The organism is Streptomyces sp. NPDC020742 (assembly GCF_040641675.1).
GTDB lineage: Bacteria > Actinomycetota > Actinomycetes > Streptomycetales > Streptomycetaceae > Streptomyces.
Genome location: NZ_JBFAEA010000003.1, coordinates 427,023 through 447,322, shown reverse-complemented (window position 1 = coordinate 447,322; position 20,300 = coordinate 427,023). Strand labels below are relative to the sequence as shown.

Sequence of the window (20,300 nt, the reverse complement as noted above, 5' to 3'; positions counted from 1 at the left end):
CGTCCGCGTGCGTCCGGACCGTCCGGCGGCTATTCGGCCGCCGCCTCGAAGAGCTGGTGCATCGCCCGGCGCAGCTCCGCCACGTCCCGTACCGGGTCGGGGAAGTCGAAGCGGGCGTCGAAGCAGTGCTGCTCGGCGTCGATGAAGCGGACCCGCAGGCCGAAGCGGTCCAGGCTCACCGGCACCGCCCGGTCGCCCAGCCCGCAGAACCCGCTCCGCTCGCCCAGCAGCGAGCACAGCCCGCGCACCTGGTCGCGGTGTGCCGCGTGCAGATGCTGCAGCAGCTCCGCCTCATGTGCGGCCAGCGGGTCGGGCGCGGCGGCGGCGAAGTCGTCCGGCTCGATGGACTCGGCGCCCCACAGGTCGTCCACCGCGCCCTCGCCGACCTCCAGGCGCAGCACCATCCAGGCGGGTCGCCCGAACGTGCCCGGTGTCGGGTCCGGCTGCAGCGCCTCGCCGATGCCGAGCAGCTCGCCCACGGGGTGCCGCTCGGCGAGCAGCACCGCCGCCCGGGTGCGCTGGTCATTGCGTACCGGGGTCAGCCAGCCGGCGACCCAGGCCCGTCCGCGGATGCGATGGGGCATCGAAACCGGCGCCACATCCGTGATCTCCATCACGGCTGTCAGATCGTCGTCCTGGGCGTGCGCGGCCGCTCTGGCCGCCGCAGAGTCCCCAGGAACCAGCACCAGCACGTCTCCCTCTGGTGTCACGGTCCGGCAGACCGGCGCCGAGAGCCCGGTCTCGTCGGGGTCCTCGACTCCGGGGACGCTCAGGGACGCCATAGCATGGGACTCAACGAGGGTTCGTGCGCGCTCGGCGGCGGTGGGCTGCTGGGCGTCTTCCACGGGACGCGGCTGACCCGACCCGGCGCTCTGAGCGGCACCGGGCAGGGGGATCCCAGGTCGAAACATGCGTTCTCCTCGCGCTAAGGTAAGCCTCACCTAACTTACATGGAGGAATGTTCCACGTGAACCAGTCGCGTCCCAAGGTCAAGAAGTCGCGCGCACTCGGCATCGCGCTGACGCCCAAGGCCGTCAAGTACTTCGAGGCCCGTCCCTACCCGCCCGGCGAGCACGGCCGGGGCCGGAAGCAGAGCAGTGACTACAAGGTCCGTCTGCTGGAGAAGCAGCGTCTGCGCGCTCAGTACGACATCAGCGAGCGTCAGATGGTGCGTGCCTACGACCGCGCTCGGAAGGTCGAAGGCAAGACCGGCGAAGCGCTGATCATCGAGCTTGAGCGCCGTCTGGACGCGCTCGTCCTGCGTTCGGGCCTGGCCCGGACGATCTACCAGGCCCGTCAGATGGTCGTCCACGGCCACATCTCGGTGAACGACCGCAAGGTCGACAAGCCGTCCTTCCGCGTCCGCCCCGGCGACGTGGTGATGGTCCGCGAGCGCAGCCGCGAGAAGCACCCCTTCCAGGTGGCCCGTGAGGGTGGCTACGCCCCCGACGGCGAGACCCCCCGCTACCTGGAGGTCAACCTCCAGGCGCTGGCGTTCCGCCTCGACCGGGACCCCAACCGCAAGGAGATCCCGGTGATCTGCGACGAGCAGCTCGTCGTCGAGTACTACGCCCGCTAAGCACCACCGCAGGGCAGCAGTGCTTCAGCCCGCCGTCTCCCCGCCGCTCGCGGAGGGGGAGGCGGCGGGCTCGTGCGTGGCGGGCGGGCCGATCCGCACCGCAGGGCGCCGTGCGGGCAGCACACCGCCGGACGGCAGGACCCGGGCCGCCGCCGCGTCCAGATCGAGCCCGCTGCCCACCCGCAGCGCACGCTCGTAGCCCGCATCGCCCAGCAGCCCGCGTGCCTGCTGCTCACACCGGGCGTGCGGCAGGCCGAAGTGCCGCGAGCCGAACCGCGGCAGCCCCACCGAGGGCCAGATCCGCCCCGCGGCGCCCTGCAGCACGGCCGCCTCCTCCGCATCGCCCTCGTCCAGCGCCACCAGCGCCACCAGCTCGATCGCCAGCGCCACACCCAGCAGGTCGTGGAAGGCGTGGTGGATGCCCAGGCACTCCTCCAGCAGCCCCCGCGCCCGGCCGGTCTCCCCGCCCGACCACGCCGCAAAGGCCAGCACGAAGAGCGCATACGCCCTGGTCCAGCGCTCGCCGTGGTCCTCGCACACCTCCAGCACGTCCTGGCACAGCCGGGCCGCGTCCGCTAGCTCACCGCGGAAGGCCACCGCCATCGCCAGCTCGACCTGCCCCAGCAGCACGGTGCTGTTGAGCTCACCGATCTCCCGGTAGCGGGCCAGCGCCCCGCGCAGCAGCTCCTCGGCCCGCGGCATGTCGTCCCGGACCAGTGCCAGACACCCGGTGCGGTGCAGCGCATAGGCCGCCGCGGTGGCGTTGCCGGTCCGCTCGGCCCCCTCGCTGCACTCCTGCAGCGCCGCCAGCGCGGCGACGGTGTCCCCCTGGAGCACCGCCACATAGCCGGCCACCCACAGCGCCTTCAGCCGGGCGTCGTCGTGGTCGCCCTCCAGCTCCAGGGCCCGGTCCAGCCAGTGCCGCCCCTCCGACAGTCGCCCGCAGCCCACCCAGTAGAACCACAGGGTGCCCGCCAGATACTGGCCCAAATAGGTCTCCGAGGCGCTCTCCAGGCTCTGCTCCAGCGCGATCCGCAGATTGGGCAGGTCGGCTTCCACCCGGGCGGCGATCTCGGCCTGCCGGGAGCTGAACCAGTCCAGCTCGCACCAGGTCGCCAGCCCCAGGTACCAGTCGCGGTGCCGACGTCGCAGCCGCTCACCGTCCTGCGCCGCGGCCAGCCAGTCCGCGCCGTAGGCCCGTACGGTGTCCAGCATCCGGTAGCGCACCCCGGCCGCGGTCTCCTCCCGCACCAGCACCGACTGGGCCACCAACTCCTCGATGACGTCCAGGAGTTCCTCGGCCGGTAGCTCCGGGCCCGAGCAGACGTACTCGGCCGCCTCCAGGTCGAACTGCCCCGCGAAGACCGACAGTCGCGCCCACAGCAGCCGCTCCCGTGCCGTGCACAGCTCGTGGCTCCAGCCGATCGCACAGCGCAGCGTCTGGTGGCGGGGCAGCACCCCGCGGGCGGTGCCGGTCAGTAGCCGGAAGCGGTCGTCGAGCCGGTGCAGCACTTGCTCGACCGAGAGCGCGCGCAGCCGGCCGGCGGCCAGTTCCAGCGCCAGCGGAATGCCGTCCAGGCGCCGGCAGAGCTCGCCGACCGCCTGCGCGTGGGACGGTCCGACGGTGAAACCGGCGACGACGGCCGCGGCGCGGTCGGCGAACAGCTCGGCGGCGTCGGTGGCGTTCATCGGCGCCAGCGGCACCACCTGCTCGCCGGGGACCTCCAGCGGGCGCCGGCCGGCGGCCAGCACCCGCAGCCCGGGCGCCCGGCGCAGCAGCTCCGCGACCAGCCCGGCGCAGGCGTCAACCAGGTGCTCGAAGCCGTCCAGGACGAGCAGCAGCTCCCGGCCGGCGAGGTGGTCGCCGAGCGCGGCGCGCACCGGACGGCCGCTGTGGTCGGCGACCGCCAGGGCCTCGGCGACGGCGTGGTCGAGGAGGTGCGGCTCGCGCAGGGCGGAGAGTTCGACCAACCGCACCCCATCGCAGAAGCGATCCTGCAAGATCGCTGCGCCGTGCAGGGCGAGCCGTGACTTCCCCACGCCGCCCACCCCGGTGAGGGTGACCAGTCGGGCCGATGCCAGCCGACCGGTCAGGGCGGCCAGTTCGGCCTCGCGGCCGATGAAGCGGTTGAGTTCCGAGGGGAGGGAACCCGGCGCGGCGGGTGCCGGCGGGGGACCGGAGGCGGTGCCGGAGCGCGTGAAGCGTCGCATGGCACACGGAGCGTACTCGGCAGGATGCGGACCGTACAATCACGCCTTCCGGTTCCGCCCGGCTCCGGCCCGCGGCGCCGGGAACGGGGTACGGACGGACAGTCACGGCGCGATAAGGTCAAGGTTGCCGTTCGAGCAGGACGAGAGAAGACCGAACCGGTCGGAGAGTGGAGCCAACGTGTCCGGTGGAGAGGTGGCCGGGATCCTCGTGGCCGTCTTCTGGGCGATCCTTGTGTCGTTCCTGGCCCTGGTGCTGGCGAGGCTCGCGCAGACGCTGAAGGCGACCACGAAGCTGGTGGCCGAGGTGTCCGAGCAGGCCGTTCCCCTCCTGGCCGACGCGTCCGCAACGGTCCGCTCCGCGCACAGCCAGCTGGCCCGCGTCGACGCCATCGCCGCCGACGTCCAAGAGGTCACCGCCAACGCCTCCGCGCTCTCCTCGACCGTCTCCTCCGCCTTCGGTGGACCGCTGGTCAAGGTGGCCGCGTTCGGCTACGGCGTACGCCGCGCGATCGGCAAGAAGGGCGAAGCAGACCCTGCCGCCGGGCGCGCACAGCGCACCGTCGTCGGCCGTACCCTGCCCGGCGCCCGCCGTGGCGGGCGCCGCAACCGCCGCTCCAAGGACTGATCACCGCGATGTTCCGCCGTGCCTTCTGGTTCACCACCGGCGCCGCCGCCGGCGTGTGGGCCACCAACAAGGTCCACCAGAAGCTGCGCAAGCTGCAGCCCGACAGTCTCGCCGCACAGGCCGCGGACAAGGCCGTCGAGACCGGACAGCGGCTGCGTCAATTTGCATTGGACGTACGCGCCGGAATGGCGGACCGTGAAGAGCAGCTGCACGACGCCCTCGGCCTGAGTCCGGCCGAGGTGCGCGAGCTGCCCGCACCGCGCCGCGCGGTGCTCGAACCGCAGTACCGAACCACGAGAACAACCGGACCGCACGGTCTGACCGGACCGACTGGAAAAGAGGACCACTGATGGAGTCGGCTGAAATCCGCCGCCGCTGGCTGCGCTTCTTCGAGGAGCGCGGGCACACCGTCGTGCCGTCGGCGTCGCTCATCGCGGACGACCCGACGCTGCTGCTGGTCCCCGCGGGCATGGTGCCCTTCAAGCCGTACTTCCTCGGCGAGGTCAAGCCCCCCTTCAAGACCGCCACCAGCGTGCAGAAGTGCGTGCGTACGCCGGACATCGAAGAGGTCGGCAAGACCACCCGGCACGGCACGTTCTTCCAGATGTGCGGCAACTTCTCCTTCGGCGACTACTTCAAGGAAGGCGCCATCAAGTACGCCTGGGAGCTGCTGACCGGCTCGCAGGCCGACGGCGGCTACGGCCTTGACCCGGAGCGCCTCTGGATCACCGTCTATCTGGACGACGACGAGGCCGAGCGCATCTGGCACGAGGTCATCGGCGTGCCCAAGGAGCGCATCCAGCGCCTGGGCAAGAAGGAGAACTACTGGTCCATGGGCGTCCCGGGCCCCTGCGGCCCGTGCTCCGAGATCAACTACGACCGCGGTCCCGACTTCGGCGTCGAGGGCGGCCCGGCCGTCAACGACGAGCGGTACGTGGAGATCTGGAACCTGGTCTTCATGCAGTACGAGCGCGGCGCGGGCATCGGCAAGGAGGACTTCGAGATCCTCGGCGACCTGCCCAGCAAGAACATCGACACCGGCCTCGGTCTTGAGCGCCTGGCGATGATCCTGCAGGACGTGCGCAACATGTACGAGACGGACACCCTGCGGGTCGTGATCGACAGGGCCACCGAGCTCACCGGAGTCCGCTACGGCGCCGCCGAGGGCTCCGACGTCTCGCTGCGCGTGGTCGCCGACCACATGCGGACGTCCACGATGCTGATCGGCGACGGCGTCACGCCCGGCAACGAGGGCCGCGGCTACGTCCTGCGCCGCATCATGCGCCGCGCCATCCGCAACATGCGCCTGCTCGGCGCCACCGGCCCGGTCGTCGCCGAGCTGCTGGACGTGGTCATCAAGACCATGGGCCAGCAGTACCCGGAGCTGCTGGAGGACCGCCGACGGATCGAGACCGTCGCCCTCGCCGAGGAGGCCGCCTTCCTCAAGACGCTGAAGGCCGGCACCAACATCCTCGACACCGCCGTCACGGACACCAAGGCCACGGGCTCCACGGTGCTGCCCGGCGAGAAGGCCTTCCTGCTCCACGACACCTGGGGCTTCCCGATCGACCTCACCCTCGAAATGGCCGCTGAGCAGGGCCTGTCGGTGGACGAGGACGGCTTCCGCCGCCTGATGAAGGAGCAGCGGGAGCGCGCCAAGGCCGACGCCCAGGCCAAGAAGAGCGGCCACGCCGACCTGTCCGCCTACCGCGAGGTCGCCGACCGCTCCGGCACCACGGAGTTCACCGGCTACAGCGCCACCGAGGGCGAGGCCACCCTCGTCGGCCTGGTGGTCAACGGCGTACCGGCCCCCGCCGCCCACGAGGGCGACGAGGTCGAGGTCGTCCTGGACCGCACCCCGTTCTACGCCGAGGGCGGCGGCCAGCTCGCCGACACCGGCCGGATCAAGCTGGACTCCGGCGCCGTCGTCGAGGTCCGCGACGTCCAGCAGCCGGTGCCCGGCGTCACGGTGCACAAGGGCGTCGTCCAGGTCGGCGAGGTGGTGCTGGACTCCACCGCGTACGCCACGATCGACATCGCCCGCCGGCGCGCCATCGCCCGTGCCCACAGCGCCACCCACCTCACCCACCAGGCGCTGCGCGACGCCCTGGGCCCGACGGCCGCCCAGGCCGGTTCGGAGAACTCCCCGGGCCGCTTCCGCTTCGACTTCGGCTCGCCGACCGCGGTGCCCGGTTCGGTGCTCACCGACGTCGAGCAGAAGATCAACGACGTGCTCGCCCGTGAGTTGGACGTGCACGCCGAGGTCATGAGCATGGACGAGGCCAAGAAGCAGGGCGCCATCGCCGAGTTCGGCGAGAAGTACGGCGACCGGGTCCGCGTGGTCACCATCGGGGACTTCTCCAAGGAGCTGTGTGGCGGCACTCACGTCCACAACACCGCCCAGCTGGGCCTGGTGAAGCTGCTCGGCGAGTCCTCCATCGGCTCCGGCGTCCGCCGGGTCGAGGCCCTGGTGGGCGTCGACGCCTACAAGTTCCTGGCCCGTGAGCACACCGTCGTCTCCCAGCTCACCGAGCTGGTCAAGGGGCGCCCGGAGGAGCTGCCGGAGAAGATCTCCGGTGTCCTGGCCAAGCTGAAGGACGCCGAGAAGGAGATCGAGAAGTTCCGCGCCGAGAAGGTGCTGCAGGCCGCCGCCGGGCTGGCCGAGGGCGCCAAGGACGTCCACGGCGTGGCGCTGGCCGTCGGCCAGGTCCCGGACGGCACCGCCGCCGACGACCTGCGCAAGCTCGTGCTCGACGTGCGCGGCCGGATCCAGGGCGGACGCCCCGCCGTGGTGGCCCTGTTCTCGGTGGCCAACGGCCGCCCGGTGACGGTGATCGCCACCAATGAGGCCGCCCGCGAACGCGGCATCAAGGCCGGTGACCTGGTCCGTACCGCCGCCAAGACGCTCGGTGGCGGTGGCGGCGGCAAGCCGGACGTCGCCCAGGGCGGCGGCCAGAACCCCGCCGCGGTGCCCGAGGCCATCGAGGCCGTCGAGCGCCTGGTGGCTGAGGCGGCCTGACGCACGTGAGCGAGATGCGACGTGGCCGACGCCTCGCCGTGGACGTCGGGGACGCCCGTATCGGGGTCGCCTCGTGCGACCCCGACGGGGTCCTCGCCACCCCGGTGGAGACCGTGCCGGGGCGTGACGTCCCGGCGGCGCACCGCCGGCTGAAGGCGATCGTCGAGGAGTACGAGCCGCTCGAGGTCGTGGTCGGCCTGCCCCGCTCCCTCAGTGGGGGAGAGGGGCCGGCCGCGGCCAAGGTCCGGGCCTTCGCCCAGCACATGGCACAGAACATCGCACCCGTAGGGGTCCGGCTGGTCGACGAGCGGATGTCGACGGTCACCGCGACCCAGGGCCTGCGGGCCTCCGGGGTGCGCAGCAAGAAGGGCCGTTCGGTGGTCGACCAGGCCGCCGCGGTGGTCATTCTGCAGAGCGCGTTGGAGACCGAGCGCCTCTCGGGGGAGCCGCCGGGCGAGAGCGTCGAAGTGGTCATCTGATCGCGATACGGTAACGTGCCGCGCGATGTGGCGGTGGTTCGAACAGCCGCACGTGCAAGTAGAGGCGGATCGATACAGCAAGCGCGCTGCCGGTACGGAGCGCACCGTCTCTCGGCTCTAGGGGATCGATGACCGAGTATGGCCGGGGCTACGGCTCCGAACCGTGGCACCCCGAGGACCCGCTCTACGGAGACCAGGGTCCTCACGGAGGCCAGGCCCAGCAGCCGCAGTGGGGCGACCAGCAGTCCGCCCCACAGCAGTCCGGCTATCCCCAGCAGCAGTACGACGGCAGATGGGACGGCACCGGCTCGGCACCGTCTCCGTACGACCCGTACGACCCCTATGGGCAGCAGCAGCCGGCCGACCCGTACGGGCAGCAGGGACACGACCCCTACGGTCACCAGGGCGCGTACCAGCAGCAGACCCAGCAGATGCCGCCGGTGCCCGGTCACCAGCAGGGCCAGACCCAGCAGATGCCGCCGGTGTCCGGTCACCAGCAGGGTCAGACGCAGCAGATGCCGCAGGTGTCCGGGCACCCGCAGCAGTACGCACCGCCGCAGTACGACCAGCAGCCGGCACCGCACTACGACGACGCTCCGACCGGCGACGACTGGCGGGCCGATCCGGAGCCGCGGCGCGAACCCGAGCCGGATCACCCGTTCTTCGCGGAGGAGCCGGGCGGGCCGTACGACGACGGCCGGGGCGGGCGCAAGGGCCGGGACGGCCGCGGAGGTCGCGAGGACGACTACGGCGACGACTACCCGGACGACCACGCCGACGAGGATGACGAGCGCGGCTCCGGCCGCGAGCGTCGCGGCAAGAAGGACAAGAAGAACAAAAAGAAGAAACGTCGCAGCGGGACCGCCTGTCTGGTCGTCACGCTGGTCTTCGCCGGTGCGGTCGGTGTGGTCGGCTACTTCGGCTACGACTTCTTCATGGCCCACTTCGGGTCGTCGCCCGACTACGAGGGCGAGGGTTCGGGTGCGGTCCAGGTCGAGATCCCGAACGGTTCGCCGATCGGGGAGATGGGCCAGATCCTCGCGAAGAAGGGCGTGATCAAGAGCGCCGGCGCCTTCACAGAGGCGGCCGACGGCAACAAGAAGGCCACGCTCCTCCAGCCCGGCACCTACTCGTTGCGCAAGCAGATGTCGGCGGCCGCGGCCCTCGAGCTGATGGCGGACCCCAAGAGCCGCAACGGCCTGACGATCCGCGAGGGGCTGCGGGCGGGAGCGGTCTACTCGCTCATCGACCAGAAGCTCAAGCTCAAGGCGGGCACCACCAAGGACATCGCCAAGCGACAGCTCAACTCCCTCGGGCTGCCGGACTGGGCCAACGACAGCAAGAAGATAAAGGACCCGCTCGAAGGCTTCCTCTACCCCTCGACCTACAGCGTCGGGGGCAATGCCAAGCCGGAAGACGTCCTCAAGCAAATGGTCGGGCGAGCCACTCAGGAGTACGCCAAGTACGACCTGGCGGCGAATGCGAAGAAATTCCACCTCACCTCACCGCTGCAGCTGCTGACCGTCGCCAGCCTCACCCAGGCCGAAGGCATGACGCACGACGACTTCCGCAAGATGGCCGCTGTCGTCTACAACCGTCTCGCCCCGAGCAATACGGACACCAATCAGAAGCTCGAATTCGACTCGGCCTTCAACTACCTGAAGAACCAGAGCAAAATCAACATCAGTACGCACGAGATCCGGAACTACGACGATCCGTACAACACGTACTTCTATCGGGGTCTGCCGCCGGGGCCGATCGGAAATCCTGGCGAGGACGCACTGAAGGCGACCATCAACCCCGACAACACCCGGAAGTGGCTCTACTTCATCTCGGTCGACGGGAAGAAGACGGACTTCACCACGAATCTCAACGACCATATGAAGCTCGTCCGGAAGTTCAACGAGCGCCAGAAGACGCAGAAGCAGAGCGGGAACTGAGAGAAGCACCGTGTCCGACACCAGAAGGGCAGCCGTCCTCGGCTCGCCCATCGCGCACTCCCTCTCCCCGGTCCTGCACCGTGCCGCCTATCGCGAACTCGGCCTGACCGGCTGGGAGTACGACCGGTTCGAGGTCGATGAGGCCGCGCTGCCGGCGTTCCTGGAGCAGCTCGGTCCGGAGTGGGCGGGGCTCTCCCTGACCATGCCGCTCAAGCGCGCGGTGATCCCGCTGCTCGACGAGGTCAGCCCCACCGCGGCCTCGGTGGAGGCGGTCAACACCGTCGTCCTCGCCGCGGACGGGCGGCGCCTCGGTGACAACACCGACATCCCGGGAATGCTGGCCGCGCTGCGGGAGCGGGGGGTGCAGCAGGTCGAGCGGGCCGCGGTGCTGGGCGCCGGTGCCACCGCCTCCTCGGCACTCGCCGCGCTCTCCCGCATCTGCACCGGCGAGGTCACCGCGTACGTCCGCAGCGACGCCCGCGCCGATGAGATGCGGGGCTGGGGCGAGCGGCTGGGCGTCGCGGTCCGCACCGCCCCCTGGGCGGACGCCGCCGAGGCCCTGACGGCGCCGCTGGTCATCGCCACCACCCCGGCGGGCACCACCGACGCGCTCGCCGCGGCCGTACCGGACCGGCCCGGGACGCTCTTCGACGTCCTCTACGAGCCCTGGCCGACCGCCCTGGCCACCGCCTGGGCCGAGCGCGGGGGCGCGGTGGTCGGCGGCCTGGACCTGCTCGTCCACCAGGCGGTGCTCCAGGTCGAGCAGATGACGGGGTGCGGACCGGCGCCGCTGGGCGCCATGCGCCGGGCCGGAGAGGCGGCCCTGGCCGCTCGCTGAGCCCCCTACCTCCGCTCAAGGCCCCTACGGTGCCCGGGCCCGCTGCCTGCGGCCCGGGCACCGCCGTTCACCGGACCCCCGGGCGGTCCGCGCCCGGCGGCCGGTCCGCGCCCGCCCGGCGGCCGGTCCGCTCCCTGGACTGGGCGCCGCTCCTCCCGCGCGACGTGGGAGGATCGGGGGGAGACCGTACGCGGATGAGCAGTACATGAGGAGCACCGTTGAGCAGGTTGCGCTGGCTGACGGCGGGGGAGTCGCACGGCCCCGCACTGGTGGCGACGCTGGAGGGCCTTCCGGCCGGGGTCCCGATCACCACGGAGCTGGTGGCGGACGCCCTGGCGCGCCGCCGGCTGGGCTACGGCCGCGGTGCCCGGATGAAGTTCGAGCAGGACGAGGTCACCTTCCTGGGCGGCGTGCGGCACGGCCGTTCCATGGGGTCGCCGGTCGCCGTGATGGTCGGCAACACCGAGTGGCCCAAGTGGGAGCAGGTGATGGCGGCCGACCCGGTGGACGAGGAGGAGCTCGCCGCGCTGGCCCGTAACGCGCCGCTGACCCGCCCGCGCCCCGGCCACGCCGACCTCGCCGGTATGCAGAAGTACGGCTTCGACGAGGCCCGCCCGATCCTGGAGCGCGCCTCCGCGCGGGAGACCGCGGCACGGGTGGCGCTGGGCGCGGTGGCCCGGTCGTTCCTGAAGGAGGCCGCCGGCATCGAGATCGTCTCGCACGTCGTCGAGCTGGCCGCGGCCAAGGCGCCGTACGGGGTGTACCCCAAGCCGTCCGACGTGGCGAAGCTGGACGCTGACCCGGTGCGCTGCCTGGACGCGGACGCGAGCAAGGCGATGGTCGCGGAGATCGACCAGGCGCACAAGGACGGCGACACCCTGGGCGGTGTGGTCGAGGTGCTGGCGTACGGCGTGCCGGTGGGCCTGGGTTCGCACGTCCACTGGGACCGCCGCCTCGACGCCCGGCTGGCTGCCGCGCTGATGGGCATCCAGGCGATCAAGGGCGTCGAGGTCGGCGACGGCTTCGACCTGGCCCGGGTGCCGGGGTCCAAGGCGCACGACGAGATCGTCGCTACCGACCAGGGCATTCGGCGCAGCTCGGGCCGCTCCGGCGGTACCGAGGGCGGGCTGTCCACCGGTGAGCTGCTGCGGGTACGGGCCGCGATGAAGCCGATCGCGACGGTGCCGCGGGCGCTGGCCACCGTGGACGTCACCACCGGCGAGGCGGCCAAGGCGCACCACCAGCGCTCGGACGTCTGCGCGGTCCCGGCGGCCGGCATCGTCGCCGAGGCGATGGTGGCCCTGGTGCTGGCCGACGCGGTGCTGGAGAAGTTCGGCGGCGACAACGTGGCCGAGACCCGCCGCAACGTCCAGGGCTTCCTCGACAACCTGGCGATCACATGACCTCGCCGGTCGTCGTGCTGGTCGGCCCGCCCGGCGCCGGCAAGTCCACGGTGGGGGCGCTGCTCGCCGAGCGGCTGGGCGTCGGCTACCGGGACACCGACGCCGACATCGTCGCCACGGCCGGCAAGCCGATCTCCGAGATCTTCATCGACCAGGGCGAGCCGCACTTCCGTGAGCTGGAGCGGGCGGCGGTGCGCCAGGCGCTGGAGGACCACCCGGGCGTGCTCGCGCTCGGCGGCGGCGCGGTCCTCGACGAGGGCACCCGGGCGCTGCTGACCGGGCTGCCGGTGGTCTTCCTGGACGTGGAACTGGCCGACGCGGTCAAGCGGGTGGGGCTCGACGCGCCCCGCCCGCTGCTGGCCGTCAACCCGCGCAAGCAGTGGCGCGAGCTGATGGAGCGGCGCCGCCCGCTGTACACCGAGGTCGCCCGCGCCGTGCTCGCCACGGCGGAGCGCACCCCCGCCCAGGTCGCCGAGGCGATCATGGACGCATTGGAGCTACGGCCGGCCGCGGGAAGCGCCCCGCGGGCCGCCCACAGGGAGGAACAGGCATGACGGAGCAGGTCACCCGCATCCAGGTCGGCGGCACGGCGGGCACCGACCCGTACGAGGTGCTCGTCGGGCGGCAGCTGCTCGGTGAACTCCCGGGCCTGATCGGCGAGGGCGCCAAGAGGGTCGCCGTGCTGCATCCGGAGGCGCTGGCCGCCACGGGTGAGGCGCTGCGCGAGGACCTGGCCTCCCAGGGCTACGAGGCGATCGCCGTCCAGCTCCCGAACGCCGAGGAGTCCAAGACCGCCGAGGTCGCCGCGTACTGCTGGAAGGCGCTGGGCCAGTCCGGCTTCACCCGCAGCGATGTGATCGTCGGCGTCGGCGGCGGCGCTACCACCGACCTCGCCGGGTTCGTGGCCGCGACCTGGCTGCGCGGGGTGCGCTGGATCGCCGTACCGACCACCGTGCTCGGCATGGTGGACGCCGCGGTCGGCGGCAAGACCGGCATCAACACCGCCGAGGGCAAGAACCTCGTCGGCGCGTTCCACCCGCCGGCCGGTGTGCTCTGCGACCTGGCCGCCCTGGACTCGCTGCCGGTCAACGACTACGTCTCCGGCCTGGCCGAGGTCATCAAGGCCGGCTTCATCGCCGACCCGGTGATCCTCGACCTGATCGAGTCCGACCCGGAGTCCGCCAAGCGCCCGGACGGCGCGCACACCGCCGAGCTGATCGAGCGGGCCATCCGCGTCAAGGCCGAGGTGGTCTCCGCGGACCTCAAGGAGTCCGGTCTGCGGGAGATCCTCAACTACGGCCACACCCTGGCGCACGCCATCGAGAAGAACGAGCGCTACAACTGGCGGCACGGCGCCGCCGTCTCCGTCGGCATGGTCTTCGCCGCCGAACTCGGCCGGATCGCCGGCCGCTTGGACGATGCCACCGCCGACCGGCACCGCGCCGTCCTGGCGTCCGTGGGGCTGCCGCTGACCTACCGCGGCGACCAGTGGCCCAAGCTGCTGGAGACCATGAAGGTCGACAAGAAGTCCCGCGGCGACCGGCTGCGCTTCATCGTCCTGGACGGCCTGGCCAAGCCGACCGTACTGGAGGGCCCGGACCCGGCGATGCTGCTCGCCGCGCACGCGGAGATCGCGGCATGAGCGCGGGCGGCGCGGCCGACGGGGCGCAGCCGGCGCAGCGGCCCGGCACCGCCCGGCGGGTGCTGGTCCTCAACGGCCCCAACCTCGGCCGGCTGGGCTCGCGCGAACCCGACGTCTACGGCGCCACCTCCTACGCCGGGCTGGTCGAGGAGTGCACCCGGCTCGGCAAGGAGCTGGGCTTCGCGGTCGAGGTCCGGGAGACCAACGACGAGGGGGAGATGATCCGCTGGCTGCACGAGGCCGCCGACGGATCGCTCCCGGTGGTCCTCAACCCCGGTGCCTTCACGCACTACTCGTACGGCATGCGGGACGCGGCGGCCCAGCGCACCGCCCCGCTCATCGAGGTGCACATCTCGAACCCGTACGCGCGCGAGGAATTCCGCCACAACTCGGTCATCGCGGCCATCGCCAGCGGCACGGTCGCCGGCTTCGGCATCGGCTCGTACCGCCTGGCGCTTCGGGCGCTGGCCGAGGAGCTCGGCAACTGAGGCCCCACCAGGGGCACTTCGGCCCCACCCCGACGCGTTCAGGTGGCAGGCGCCGGGGGTAGGGGCCCTCCCGGCGGTGTCCGGGCGGGTACCGTTCGCAGCGGTACCCTCACACCGACGACGGCGGTGGGGCACACCGGCCGCCCGGGGCCGGTGGGTCATGCCGCACGACGCACCGGGCAGCCGCACCCGGCGCCGCGTCACCGCACCACGTCGACCGCACGAGACGGAGAGCCACCGGATGCAGTACGCAGTGGGGGCTCCGCTGCCGCCCCACGGGCCGGCATCAGGACCCGGGGCCGGCGGCCACTGGACGCCCCAGCCGGGACAGCCCGCGCCGGCCGCCCCGCCGGCCCCGTCCGCCCCGCCACCGGCCCCCGCGCCGCCGCTCCCGCAGCCCGCCGCGCAGCAGGGCTGGCACGGGCCCGCGCCCCAGCAGGCCCCGCCCACGGGCCCCAGCACCACGGACATCACCGGCCATGTCCAGCTGCCCCCGGGCGCCCCGGTGCCGCTGCCCAGCCCGCCCGCCGACCACTCGGCGCCGGACGCCGCACACGCGGCCGTCGCGGTGCTGCTCATCGGGCCGGCCGGCGCCGGCAAGACGAGCGTCGCCCGCCACTGGGCGGACACCCGCCGGGTGCCCACCGCCCACATCAGCCTCGACGACGTCCGGGAATGGGTCCGGGCCGGCTTCGCCGATCCGCAGTCCGGCTGGAACGACCACTCCGAGGCGCAGTACCGCCTCGCCCGCCGCACCTGCGGCTTCGCGGCCCGCAACTTCCTCGCCAACGGCATCTCCTGCATCCTCGACGACGCCGTCTTCCCCGACCGCCCGGTCGTCGGCCTGGGCGGCTGGAAGCGCCATGTGGGCCCCGGCCTGCTGCCGATCGTGCTGCTGCCGGGCCTGGAGATCGTCCTGGAGCGCAACGCCCGCCGCACCGGCAACCGCCGGCTCTCCGACGAAGAGGTGGCCAGGATCCACGGCCGGATGGCCGGCTGGTACGGCTCCGGCCTGCCGATCATCGACAACTCCCAGCACGACGTCGCGACCACCGTCCGGGCCCTGGACGAGGTCGTCGCGCGCTCCATCGCCAGCCCGCCCACCTGGTAGCGACCCGCGGCCGCCGGCGGCTCCCCCGGGCGGCGGCGCTCGACCGGCCGCCTCGGTGGAGCCGCCGTACCCTGGCGATATGTCCGAGTTGTACGCGGCCCGACGCGCGCAGCTGCGCGAGCGCTGCGCCGCAACCGGAAGCACCGCCGCCCTGATCTCGCGTCCCGCGAACGTCCGCTACCTCACCGGATGCGCACCGCCGGGCGGCGCCCTGCTGCTGTCCCCGTCCGACGACGTGCTGCTGTGCGGCACCCCGCTGAGCGGCGATCCGGCCGAGGGGCGACCGGTCGACGACGTGCGGGTCTCGGTGCTGCCCACCCGCGGCGGCGACACGGTGGTGGCCGGTGCCGACCTCGCCGCGAAGGCCGGCGCAGACACCCTCGCCGTCGAGGAGCACCACCTCACCGTCACCCGGCACCGGGCGCTCGCCCAGGTCGCGCCCCGGCTGCGGCTGGCCGACCTGGCCTGCGCGGTCGAGGCGCAGCGGTTGGTCAAGGACGACGACGAGATCGCCTGCCTGCGGATCGCCGCCGAGATCGCCGACCAGGCACTGGGCGAGCTGCTGGAGTCGATCCTGGTCGGCCGCACCGAGCGGCATCTCGCGCTGGAACTGGAGCGCCGGCTGGTCGACCACGGGGCGGACGGCCCGGCCTTCCCCACCTCCGTCGCGACCGGCCCGAACGCCGGCCGTCCCGGGCACCTGCCCACCGACCGGCGGGTCGAGGAGGGCGACTTCCTCAGCGTCGGCCTGGGCGCCAACTACCGCGGCTACCGCTGCGAGATCGGCCGCACCTTCGTCATCGGCACCACCCCCGCGGACTGGCAGATCGAGCTGTACGATCTCGTCTTCGCAGCCCAGCGGGCCGGGCGGGAGGCGCTGGCGCCGGGCGTGGAGTGCCGTGAGGTGGACCGGGTGACCCGCCTGGTGCTCGACTCCGCGGGATACGGAGAGCGGCTCGGTCCGTGGACCGGGCACGGCGTTGGACTCGAAATCGACGAGGACCCGCAGTTGTCCCCGGCCGCCATGGGTAAACTGGACGCTTGCGTGCCGGTCACCGTCGAGCCGGGGGTTCACATCCCGGGCCGTGGGGGTGTCCGCATCGACGACACACTCGTCGTTCGTCCCGAGGCGGACGGCGGGCCCGAGCTACTCACGATCACGACCAAGGAGCTCCTCGCACTCTGAGCCGCAGTGCTCGGTGGGCGTCGCTCCCGGTCCCACCACCTGCAGTCCAGGAGATTCCGCAACCGTGGCATCCACGAACGACCTCAAGAACGGCATGGTGCTCAAGCTCGACGGCGGCCAGCTCTGGTCCGTCGTCGAGTTCCAGCACGTCAAGCCCGGCAAGGGCCCGGCCTTCGTCCGCACCAAGCTCAAGAACGTGCTGTCCGGCAAGGTGGTGGACAAGACCTTCAACGCCGGCGTGAAGGTCGAGACGGCCACCGTCGACAAGCGCGACATGCAGTTCTCCTACATGGACGGCGACTACTTCGTCTTCATGGACATGGAGACCTACGACCAGCTGCACATCGACCGCAAGGTCGTCGGTGACGCCGCCCACTTCCTGATCGAGGGCTTCGAGGCCACCGTCGCGCAGCACGAGGGCGAGGTGCTCTTCGTCGAGCTGGGCGCCGCCGTCGAGCTCGTCGTCCAGGAGACCGAGCCGGGCGTCCAGGGTGACCGCTCCACCGGTGGCACCAAGCCCGCCATCCTGGAGACCGGCCACCAGATCCAGGTGCCGCTCTTCATCACCACCGGCGAGAAGATCAAGGTCGACACCCGCACGAGCGACTACCTCGGCCGGGTGAACAGCTAACCGTGGCTGCCCGCACCAAGGCCCGCAAGCGCGCGTTCCAGATCCTCTTCGAGGCCGATCAGCGCGGAGCCGACGTGCAGTCCGTGCTCGCGGACTGGATGCGTCACGCCCGGACCGACCCCCGGCAGCCGCCGGTGAACGAGTACACCCTGCAGCTGGTCGAGGGGTACGCGGACCACATCGCCCGGATCGACGAGCTGATCGCCACCTACGCGGTCGACTGGGACCTGGACCGGATGCCGGCGGCCGACCGCTCGATCCTGCGGCTCGGCTCCTTCGAGCTACTGTGGATGGACGAGACGCCGGACGCGGTGGCGATCGACGAAGCCGTGCAGCTCGCCAAGGAGTTCTCCACGGACGACTCCCCGGCCTTCGTCAACGGACTGCTCGGCCGGCTCAAGGAGCTGAAGCCGGGGCTGCGCCGCGAGTCGCAGTAGACGGTCGACAGAGCGTACGAACGGGCCCGGGGTGGTGTGCAACCACCCCGGGCCCGTCGCATGCCCGCAGAGCGCCGCTCGGGGCCGCCCCCGGCCCCGAGGCGCCCCCACCCTGACCGCCCCCGTGCCGTGAGCGGCGGCTTTCGCCCCGACCGGCCCGGCCGGGGCGAAAGCCGCCGACCGGCCCGGTCGGGTCCGCTCCGGCGCTCCCGGGGCGGACAACAGAAACGCCGCCCCGGAAGTGCCGGAGCGGCGGTACGTTTCTGCAGGTGAGGCCGGAGTCAGAGCTCCTCGTGCGTCACCGCGCGGCGGGCGTCGGCGTCGAGCACGCCCCAGCTGATCAGCTGCTCGGTCAGGACCGAGGGCGACTGGTCGTAGATCACGGCGAGGGTGCGCAGGTCGTCCTGGCGGATCGAGAGCACCTTGCCGTTGTAGTCGCCGCGCTGGCTCTGGATCGTGGCGGCGTAGCGCTGCAGCGGGCCGGCCTTCTCCTGCGGGACGTGGGCCAGGCGCTCGAGGTCGAGCACCAGCTTCGGCGGCGGCTCGGCGGCTCCACCCGGCGTCGTGCCCGGCAGCAGTTCCTGCACCGGAACGCCGTAGAAGTCCGCGAGCTCGGCGAGGCGCTGCACGGTCACGGCACGGTCGCCGCGCTCGTACGAACCCACCACCACGGCCTTCCAGCGGCCCTGGGACTTCTCCTCGACGCCGTGGAGGGAGAGGCCCTGCTGGGTGCGGATGGCGCGGAGCTTGGCCCCGAGCTGTTTGGCGTATTCGCTGGACATATGGCTCCCCGGACGCTGTGTCGATATGCGGCTCAGCCGCGGGCTGGTAACTCACTGTGAGGTTACGCAGCGTAATCTGACTTCGTCAAGCGGAATGGGTCAGACCATCGCCCGTCAGGGGTGCGGACCGGCTCTGATGGGGGTGCTGCTAACCTGACTGCGTAATTTCGACGTCCTTTAAGGTCCGTCCCGTGAGGCGGAGAAGGAGGTCCGTTTCGTATGGACGCAAACAGCTCTGACGCGGGAGTGCAGCTCCCCGCGCGGCCGGTGCTCGAAGGCCCGGACATCACGCGCATGCTCACCCGTATCGCCCACGAGATCGTCGAGCGCGCCAAGGGCGCGGACGACGTGGTGCTCCTCGGAATCCCCACCCGCGGCGTCTTCCTCGCCCAGCGGCTGGCCGCCAAGCTGGAGGAAATCACCGGCCGCGCGGTCCCGGTGGGCTCGCTCGACATCACGATGTACCGCGACGACCTGCGCCTGGGCCCGGCCCGCGCACTGGCCCGTACGGACATCCCCGGTGACGGCATCGAGGGTCGACTGGTCCTGCTCGTCGACGACGTCCTCTTCTCTGGCCGGACGATCCGCGCCGCGCTGGATGCCCTCGGCGACATCGGCCGGCCGCGCGCCGTGCAGCTCGCGGTGCTGGTCGACCGCGGCCACCGCGAACTCCCGATCCGCGCCGACTACGTCGGCAAGAACCTCCCCACGTCGCTGCGGGAGACGGTCAAGGTGCAGCTCACTGAGGAGGACGGCCGGGACGCCGTGCTGCTCGGCGCCAAGGCCCCCGCCCCGGCCGGCGAGCGCTAGCGCACCGCATCCGGACCCGGTGACCCCGGGCCCGCAGGCATGCCTGCTCAACGGACATACCCGTACACCTCCATCACTCACGGAGAAAACCGGATGAAGCGTCACCTCATCTCGGCCGCCGACCTCACCCGCGACGACGCCGTCCTGATCCTCGACACCGCCGAGGAGATGGCTCGGGTCGCCGACCGGCCGATCAAGAAGCTCCCCACCCTGCGCGGACGCACGGTCTGCAACCTCTTCTTCGAGGACTCGACCCGGACCCGGATCTCCTTCGAGGCCGCCGAGAAGCGGCTCTCCGCGGACGTGATCAACTTCGCGGCGAAGGGGTCCAGCGTCTCCAAGGGCGAGTCCCTCAAGGACACCGCCCAGACCCTGGAGGCGATGGGCGTGGACGCCGTCGTCATCCGGCACAGCGCCTCCGGCGCCCCCTACCGGCTCGCCACCTCCGGCTGGATCGACGCTCCGGTCATCAACGCAGGTGACGGCACCCACCAGCACCCCACCCAGGCCCTGCTCGACGCCTTCACCATGCGCCGCCGGCTCATCGGGCCGGACGCCGGGCTCGGCCAGGACCTCGCCGGCCGGCAGATCACCCTGGTCGGCGACGTCCTGCACAGCCGGGTCGCGCGCTCCAACGTCGACCTGCTGCACACCCTGGGCGCCGAGGTCACCCTCGTCGCGCCGCCCACCCTGGTGCCGGTCGGGGTGGAGAACTGGCCGTGCGAGGTCTCCTACGACCTCGACGCGGTGCTGCCCAAGTCCGACGCCGTGATGATGCTGCGGGTGCAGCGCGAGCGGATGAACGCCGCCTTCTTCCCGACCGAGCGGGAGTACTCGCGCCGCTACGGCCTGGACGGCGAGCGGATGGCACGGATGCCCGAGCACGCCCTCGTGATGCATCCCGGCCCGATGGTCCGCGGCATGGAGATCACCGCCGAGGTCGCCGACTCCGACCGCTGCACGGTCGTCGAGCAGGTGGCCAACGGCGTCTCCATCCGGATGGCCGTCCTCTACCTGCTCCTGGGCGGCAACGAGCCCGCCCACCCGTCGCCCGCCACCACCCAGCGATCGAGGCGCTTCGCGTCGCCGTCCGATTCCCGTACCGAGGAGAAGTAAGAA

At 71.9% G+C, this 20,300-nt stretch carries 20 protein-coding genes; 17 read left to right on the top strand and 3 right to left on the bottom strand.

All coding sequences use genetic code 11. The annotated features are described in order from the left end of the window. Positions 1 to 29: 29 nt before the first annotated feature. Positions 30 to 782, bottom strand: coding sequence for a DUF2470 domain-containing protein (locus AB0G84_RS09425; protein ID WP_361317800.1), 753 nt, complete (start codon positions 780 to 782; stop codon positions 30 to 32). 185 nt (positions 783 to 967) lie between these two features. On the opposite strand from AB0G84_RS09425, the gene rpsD reads away from it, so the two are divergent. Further along, positions 968 to 1,579, top strand: a complete 612-nt coding sequence (rpsD, locus tag AB0G84_RS09420) for a 30S ribosomal protein S4 (RefSeq protein ID WP_361317797.1) — start codon at positions 968 to 970, stop codon at positions 1,577 to 1,579. Between the two features lie 24 nt (positions 1,580 to 1,603). Here the strand turns inward: rpsD and AB0G84_RS09415 are convergent, their stop codons facing one another. Next, positions 1,604 to 3,790, bottom strand: a complete 2,187-nt coding sequence (locus AB0G84_RS09415) for an AAA family ATPase (protein WP_361317794.1) — start codon at positions 3,788 to 3,790, stop codon at positions 1,604 to 1,606. A 178-nt stretch (positions 3,791 to 3,968) separates the two neighbouring features. On the opposite strand from AB0G84_RS09415, the gene AB0G84_RS09410 reads away from it, so the two are divergent. The 14 genes from AB0G84_RS09410 (at position 3,969) to nusB (ending at position 17,589) form a co-directional block, all read left to right on the top strand. Further along, a complete protein-coding gene (locus tag AB0G84_RS09410) occupies positions 3,969 to 4,415 on the top strand; it encodes a DUF948 domain-containing protein (protein WP_361317791.1) in 447 nt (148 codons plus the stop codon). A gap of 8 nt (positions 4,416 to 4,423) precedes the next feature. Then, complete coding sequence (locus AB0G84_RS09405) at positions 4,424 to 4,765, top strand: DUF6167 family protein (protein WP_361317788.1); 342 nt, start codon at positions 4,424 to 4,426, stop codon at positions 4,763 to 4,765. Further along, entirely contained in the window at positions 4,765 to 7,434 is a 2,670-nt protein-coding gene (alaS, locus tag AB0G84_RS09400; RefSeq protein WP_361317785.1) for an alanine--tRNA ligase, read from the top strand. Before AB0G84_RS09405 ends, alaS begins: the two co-directional genes overlap by 1 nt. Positions 7,435 to 7,448: 14 nt before the next feature. Beyond that, positions 7,449 to 7,913, top strand: coding sequence for a Holliday junction resolvase RuvX (ruvX, locus tag AB0G84_RS09395; RefSeq protein ID WP_361317869.1), 465 nt, complete (start codon positions 7,449 to 7,451; stop codon positions 7,911 to 7,913). A gap of 128 nt (positions 7,914 to 8,041) precedes the next feature. After that, positions 8,042 to 9,853 carry an endolytic transglycosylase MltG gene (gene mltG / locus AB0G84_RS09390; RefSeq protein WP_361317783.1) on the top strand — a complete coding sequence of 604 codons (1,812 nt, stop codon included), beginning with the start codon at positions 8,042 to 8,044 and terminating at the stop codon, positions 9,851 to 9,853. Between the two features lie 10 nt (positions 9,854 to 9,863). Continuing rightward, positions 9,864 to 10,691 carry a shikimate dehydrogenase gene (locus AB0G84_RS09385; protein ID WP_361317780.1) on the top strand — a complete coding sequence of 276 codons (828 nt, stop codon included), beginning with the start codon at positions 9,864 to 9,866 and terminating at the stop codon, positions 10,689 to 10,691. Between the two features lie 218 nt (positions 10,692 to 10,909). Further along, complete coding sequence (aroC, locus tag AB0G84_RS09380; protein ID WP_361317777.1) at positions 10,910 to 12,094, top strand: chorismate synthase; 1,185 nt, start codon at positions 10,910 to 10,912, stop codon at positions 12,092 to 12,094. After that, positions 12,091 to 12,648, top strand: coding sequence for a shikimate kinase (locus tag AB0G84_RS09375; protein WP_361317775.1), 558 nt, complete (start codon positions 12,091 to 12,093; stop codon positions 12,646 to 12,648). Before aroC ends, AB0G84_RS09375 begins: the two co-directional genes overlap by 4 nt. After that, the gene (gene aroB, locus AB0G84_RS09370) at positions 12,645 to 13,736 is read left to right on the top strand and encodes a 3-dehydroquinate synthase (RefSeq protein WP_361317772.1); all 1,092 of its coding nucleotides are present in this window, start codon (positions 12,645 to 12,647) and stop codon (positions 13,734 to 13,736) included. The genes AB0G84_RS09375 and aroB overlap by 4 nt, the downstream gene beginning before the upstream one ends. Then, positions 13,733 to 14,224 carry a type II 3-dehydroquinate dehydratase gene (gene aroQ / locus AB0G84_RS09365; protein WP_361317769.1) on the top strand — a complete coding sequence of 164 codons (492 nt, stop codon included), beginning with the start codon at positions 13,733 to 13,735 and terminating at the stop codon, positions 14,222 to 14,224. The genes aroB and aroQ overlap by 4 nt, the downstream gene beginning before the upstream one ends. Positions 14,225 to 14,465: 241 nt before the next feature. Continuing rightward, positions 14,466 to 15,335 (top strand): Pro-rich N-terminal domain-containing protein, encoded by an 870-nt coding sequence (locus tag AB0G84_RS09360; RefSeq protein WP_361317766.1) that lies wholly within the window; start codon positions 14,466 to 14,468, stop codon positions 15,333 to 15,335. A 79-nt stretch (positions 15,336 to 15,414) separates the two neighbouring features. Then, positions 15,415 to 16,521 carry an aminopeptidase P family protein gene (locus tag AB0G84_RS09355; protein WP_361317764.1) on the top strand — a complete coding sequence of 369 codons (1,107 nt, stop codon included), beginning with the start codon at positions 15,415 to 15,417 and terminating at the stop codon, positions 16,519 to 16,521. A gap of 64 nt (positions 16,522 to 16,585) precedes the next feature. Continuing rightward, positions 16,586 to 17,152, top strand: a complete 567-nt coding sequence (gene efp, locus AB0G84_RS09350; protein WP_361317761.1) for an elongation factor P — start codon at positions 16,586 to 16,588, stop codon at positions 17,150 to 17,152. Positions 17,153 to 17,154: 2 nt separating this feature from the next. Next, positions 17,155 to 17,589: a transcription antitermination factor NusB gene (nusB, locus tag AB0G84_RS09345; RefSeq protein WP_361317759.1), complete on the top strand. Its 435-nt coding sequence runs from the start codon at positions 17,155 to 17,157 to the stop codon at positions 17,587 to 17,589. 281 nt (positions 17,590 to 17,870) lie between these two features. Here nusB and bldD read toward each other — a convergent pair whose 3' ends face one another. After that, on the bottom strand, positions 17,871 to 18,371 hold the full coding sequence (gene bldD / locus AB0G84_RS09340; RefSeq protein ID WP_361317756.1) for a transcriptional regulator BldD: 501 nt from the start codon (positions 18,369 to 18,371) through the stop codon (positions 17,871 to 17,873). Between the two features lie 219 nt (positions 18,372 to 18,590). Here bldD and pyrR point away from each other — a divergent pair, with 219 nt between their 5' ends. Both pyrR and AB0G84_RS09330 read left to right on the top strand, forming a co-directional pair. Beyond that, entirely contained in the window at positions 18,591 to 19,181 is a 591-nt protein-coding gene (pyrR, locus tag AB0G84_RS09335) for a bifunctional pyr operon transcriptional regulator/uracil phosphoribosyltransferase PyrR (protein ID WP_361317754.1), read from the top strand. A gap of 93 nt (positions 19,182 to 19,274) precedes the next feature. After that, positions 19,275 to 20,297 carry an aspartate carbamoyltransferase catalytic subunit gene (locus tag AB0G84_RS09330; protein WP_361317751.1) on the top strand — a complete coding sequence of 341 codons (1,023 nt, stop codon included), beginning with the start codon at positions 19,275 to 19,277 and terminating at the stop codon, positions 20,295 to 20,297. Positions 20,298 to 20,300: the final 3 nt, after the last annotated feature.

Coding starts and splice junctions, on each gene's coding strand:
- AB0G84_RS09360 (WP_361317766.1), top strand. CDS start 14,466: ATGCAGTACGCAGTGGGGGCTCCGCTGCCGCCCCACGGGCCGGCATCA.
- AB0G84_RS09375 (WP_361317775.1), top strand. CDS start 12,091: ATGACCTCGCCGGTCGTCGTGCTGGTCGGCCCGCCCGGCGCCGGCAAG.
- ruvX (WP_361317869.1), top strand. CDS start 7,449: ATGCGACGTGGCCGACGCCTCGCCGTGGACGTCGGGGACGCCCGTATC.
- AB0G84_RS09355 (WP_361317764.1), top strand. CDS start 15,415: ATGTCCGAGTTGTACGCGGCCCGACGCGCGCAGCTGCGCGAGCGCTGC.
- pyrR (WP_361317754.1), top strand. CDS start 18,591: ATGGACGCAAACAGCTCTGACGCGGGAGTGCAGCTCCCCGCGCGGCCG.
- alaS (WP_361317785.1), top strand. CDS start 4,765: ATGGAGTCGGCTGAAATCCGCCGCCGCTGGCTGCGCTTCTTCGAGGAG.
- AB0G84_RS09330 (WP_361317751.1), top strand. CDS start 19,275: ATGAAGCGTCACCTCATCTCGGCCGCCGACCTCACCCGCGACGACGCC.
- aroQ (WP_361317769.1), top strand. CDS start 13,733: ATGAGCGCGGGCGGCGCGGCCGACGGGGCGCAGCCGGCGCAGCGGCCC.
- AB0G84_RS09425 (WP_361317800.1), bottom strand. CDS start 782: ATGGCGTCCCTGAGCGTCCCCGGAGTCGAGGACCCCGACGAGACCGGG.
- bldD (WP_361317756.1), bottom strand. CDS start 18,371: ATGTCCAGCGAATACGCCAAACAGCTCGGGGCCAAGCTCCGCGCCATC.
- mltG (WP_361317783.1), top strand. CDS start 8,042: ATGACCGAGTATGGCCGGGGCTACGGCTCCGAACCGTGGCACCCCGAG.
- aroB (WP_361317772.1), top strand. CDS start 12,645: ATGACGGAGCAGGTCACCCGCATCCAGGTCGGCGGCACGGCGGGCACC.
- AB0G84_RS09415 (WP_361317794.1), bottom strand. CDS start 3,790: ATGCGACGCTTCACGCGCTCCGGCACCGCCTCCGGTCCCCCGCCGGCA.
- AB0G84_RS09405 (WP_361317788.1), top strand. CDS start 4,424: ATGTTCCGCCGTGCCTTCTGGTTCACCACCGGCGCCGCCGCCGGCGTG.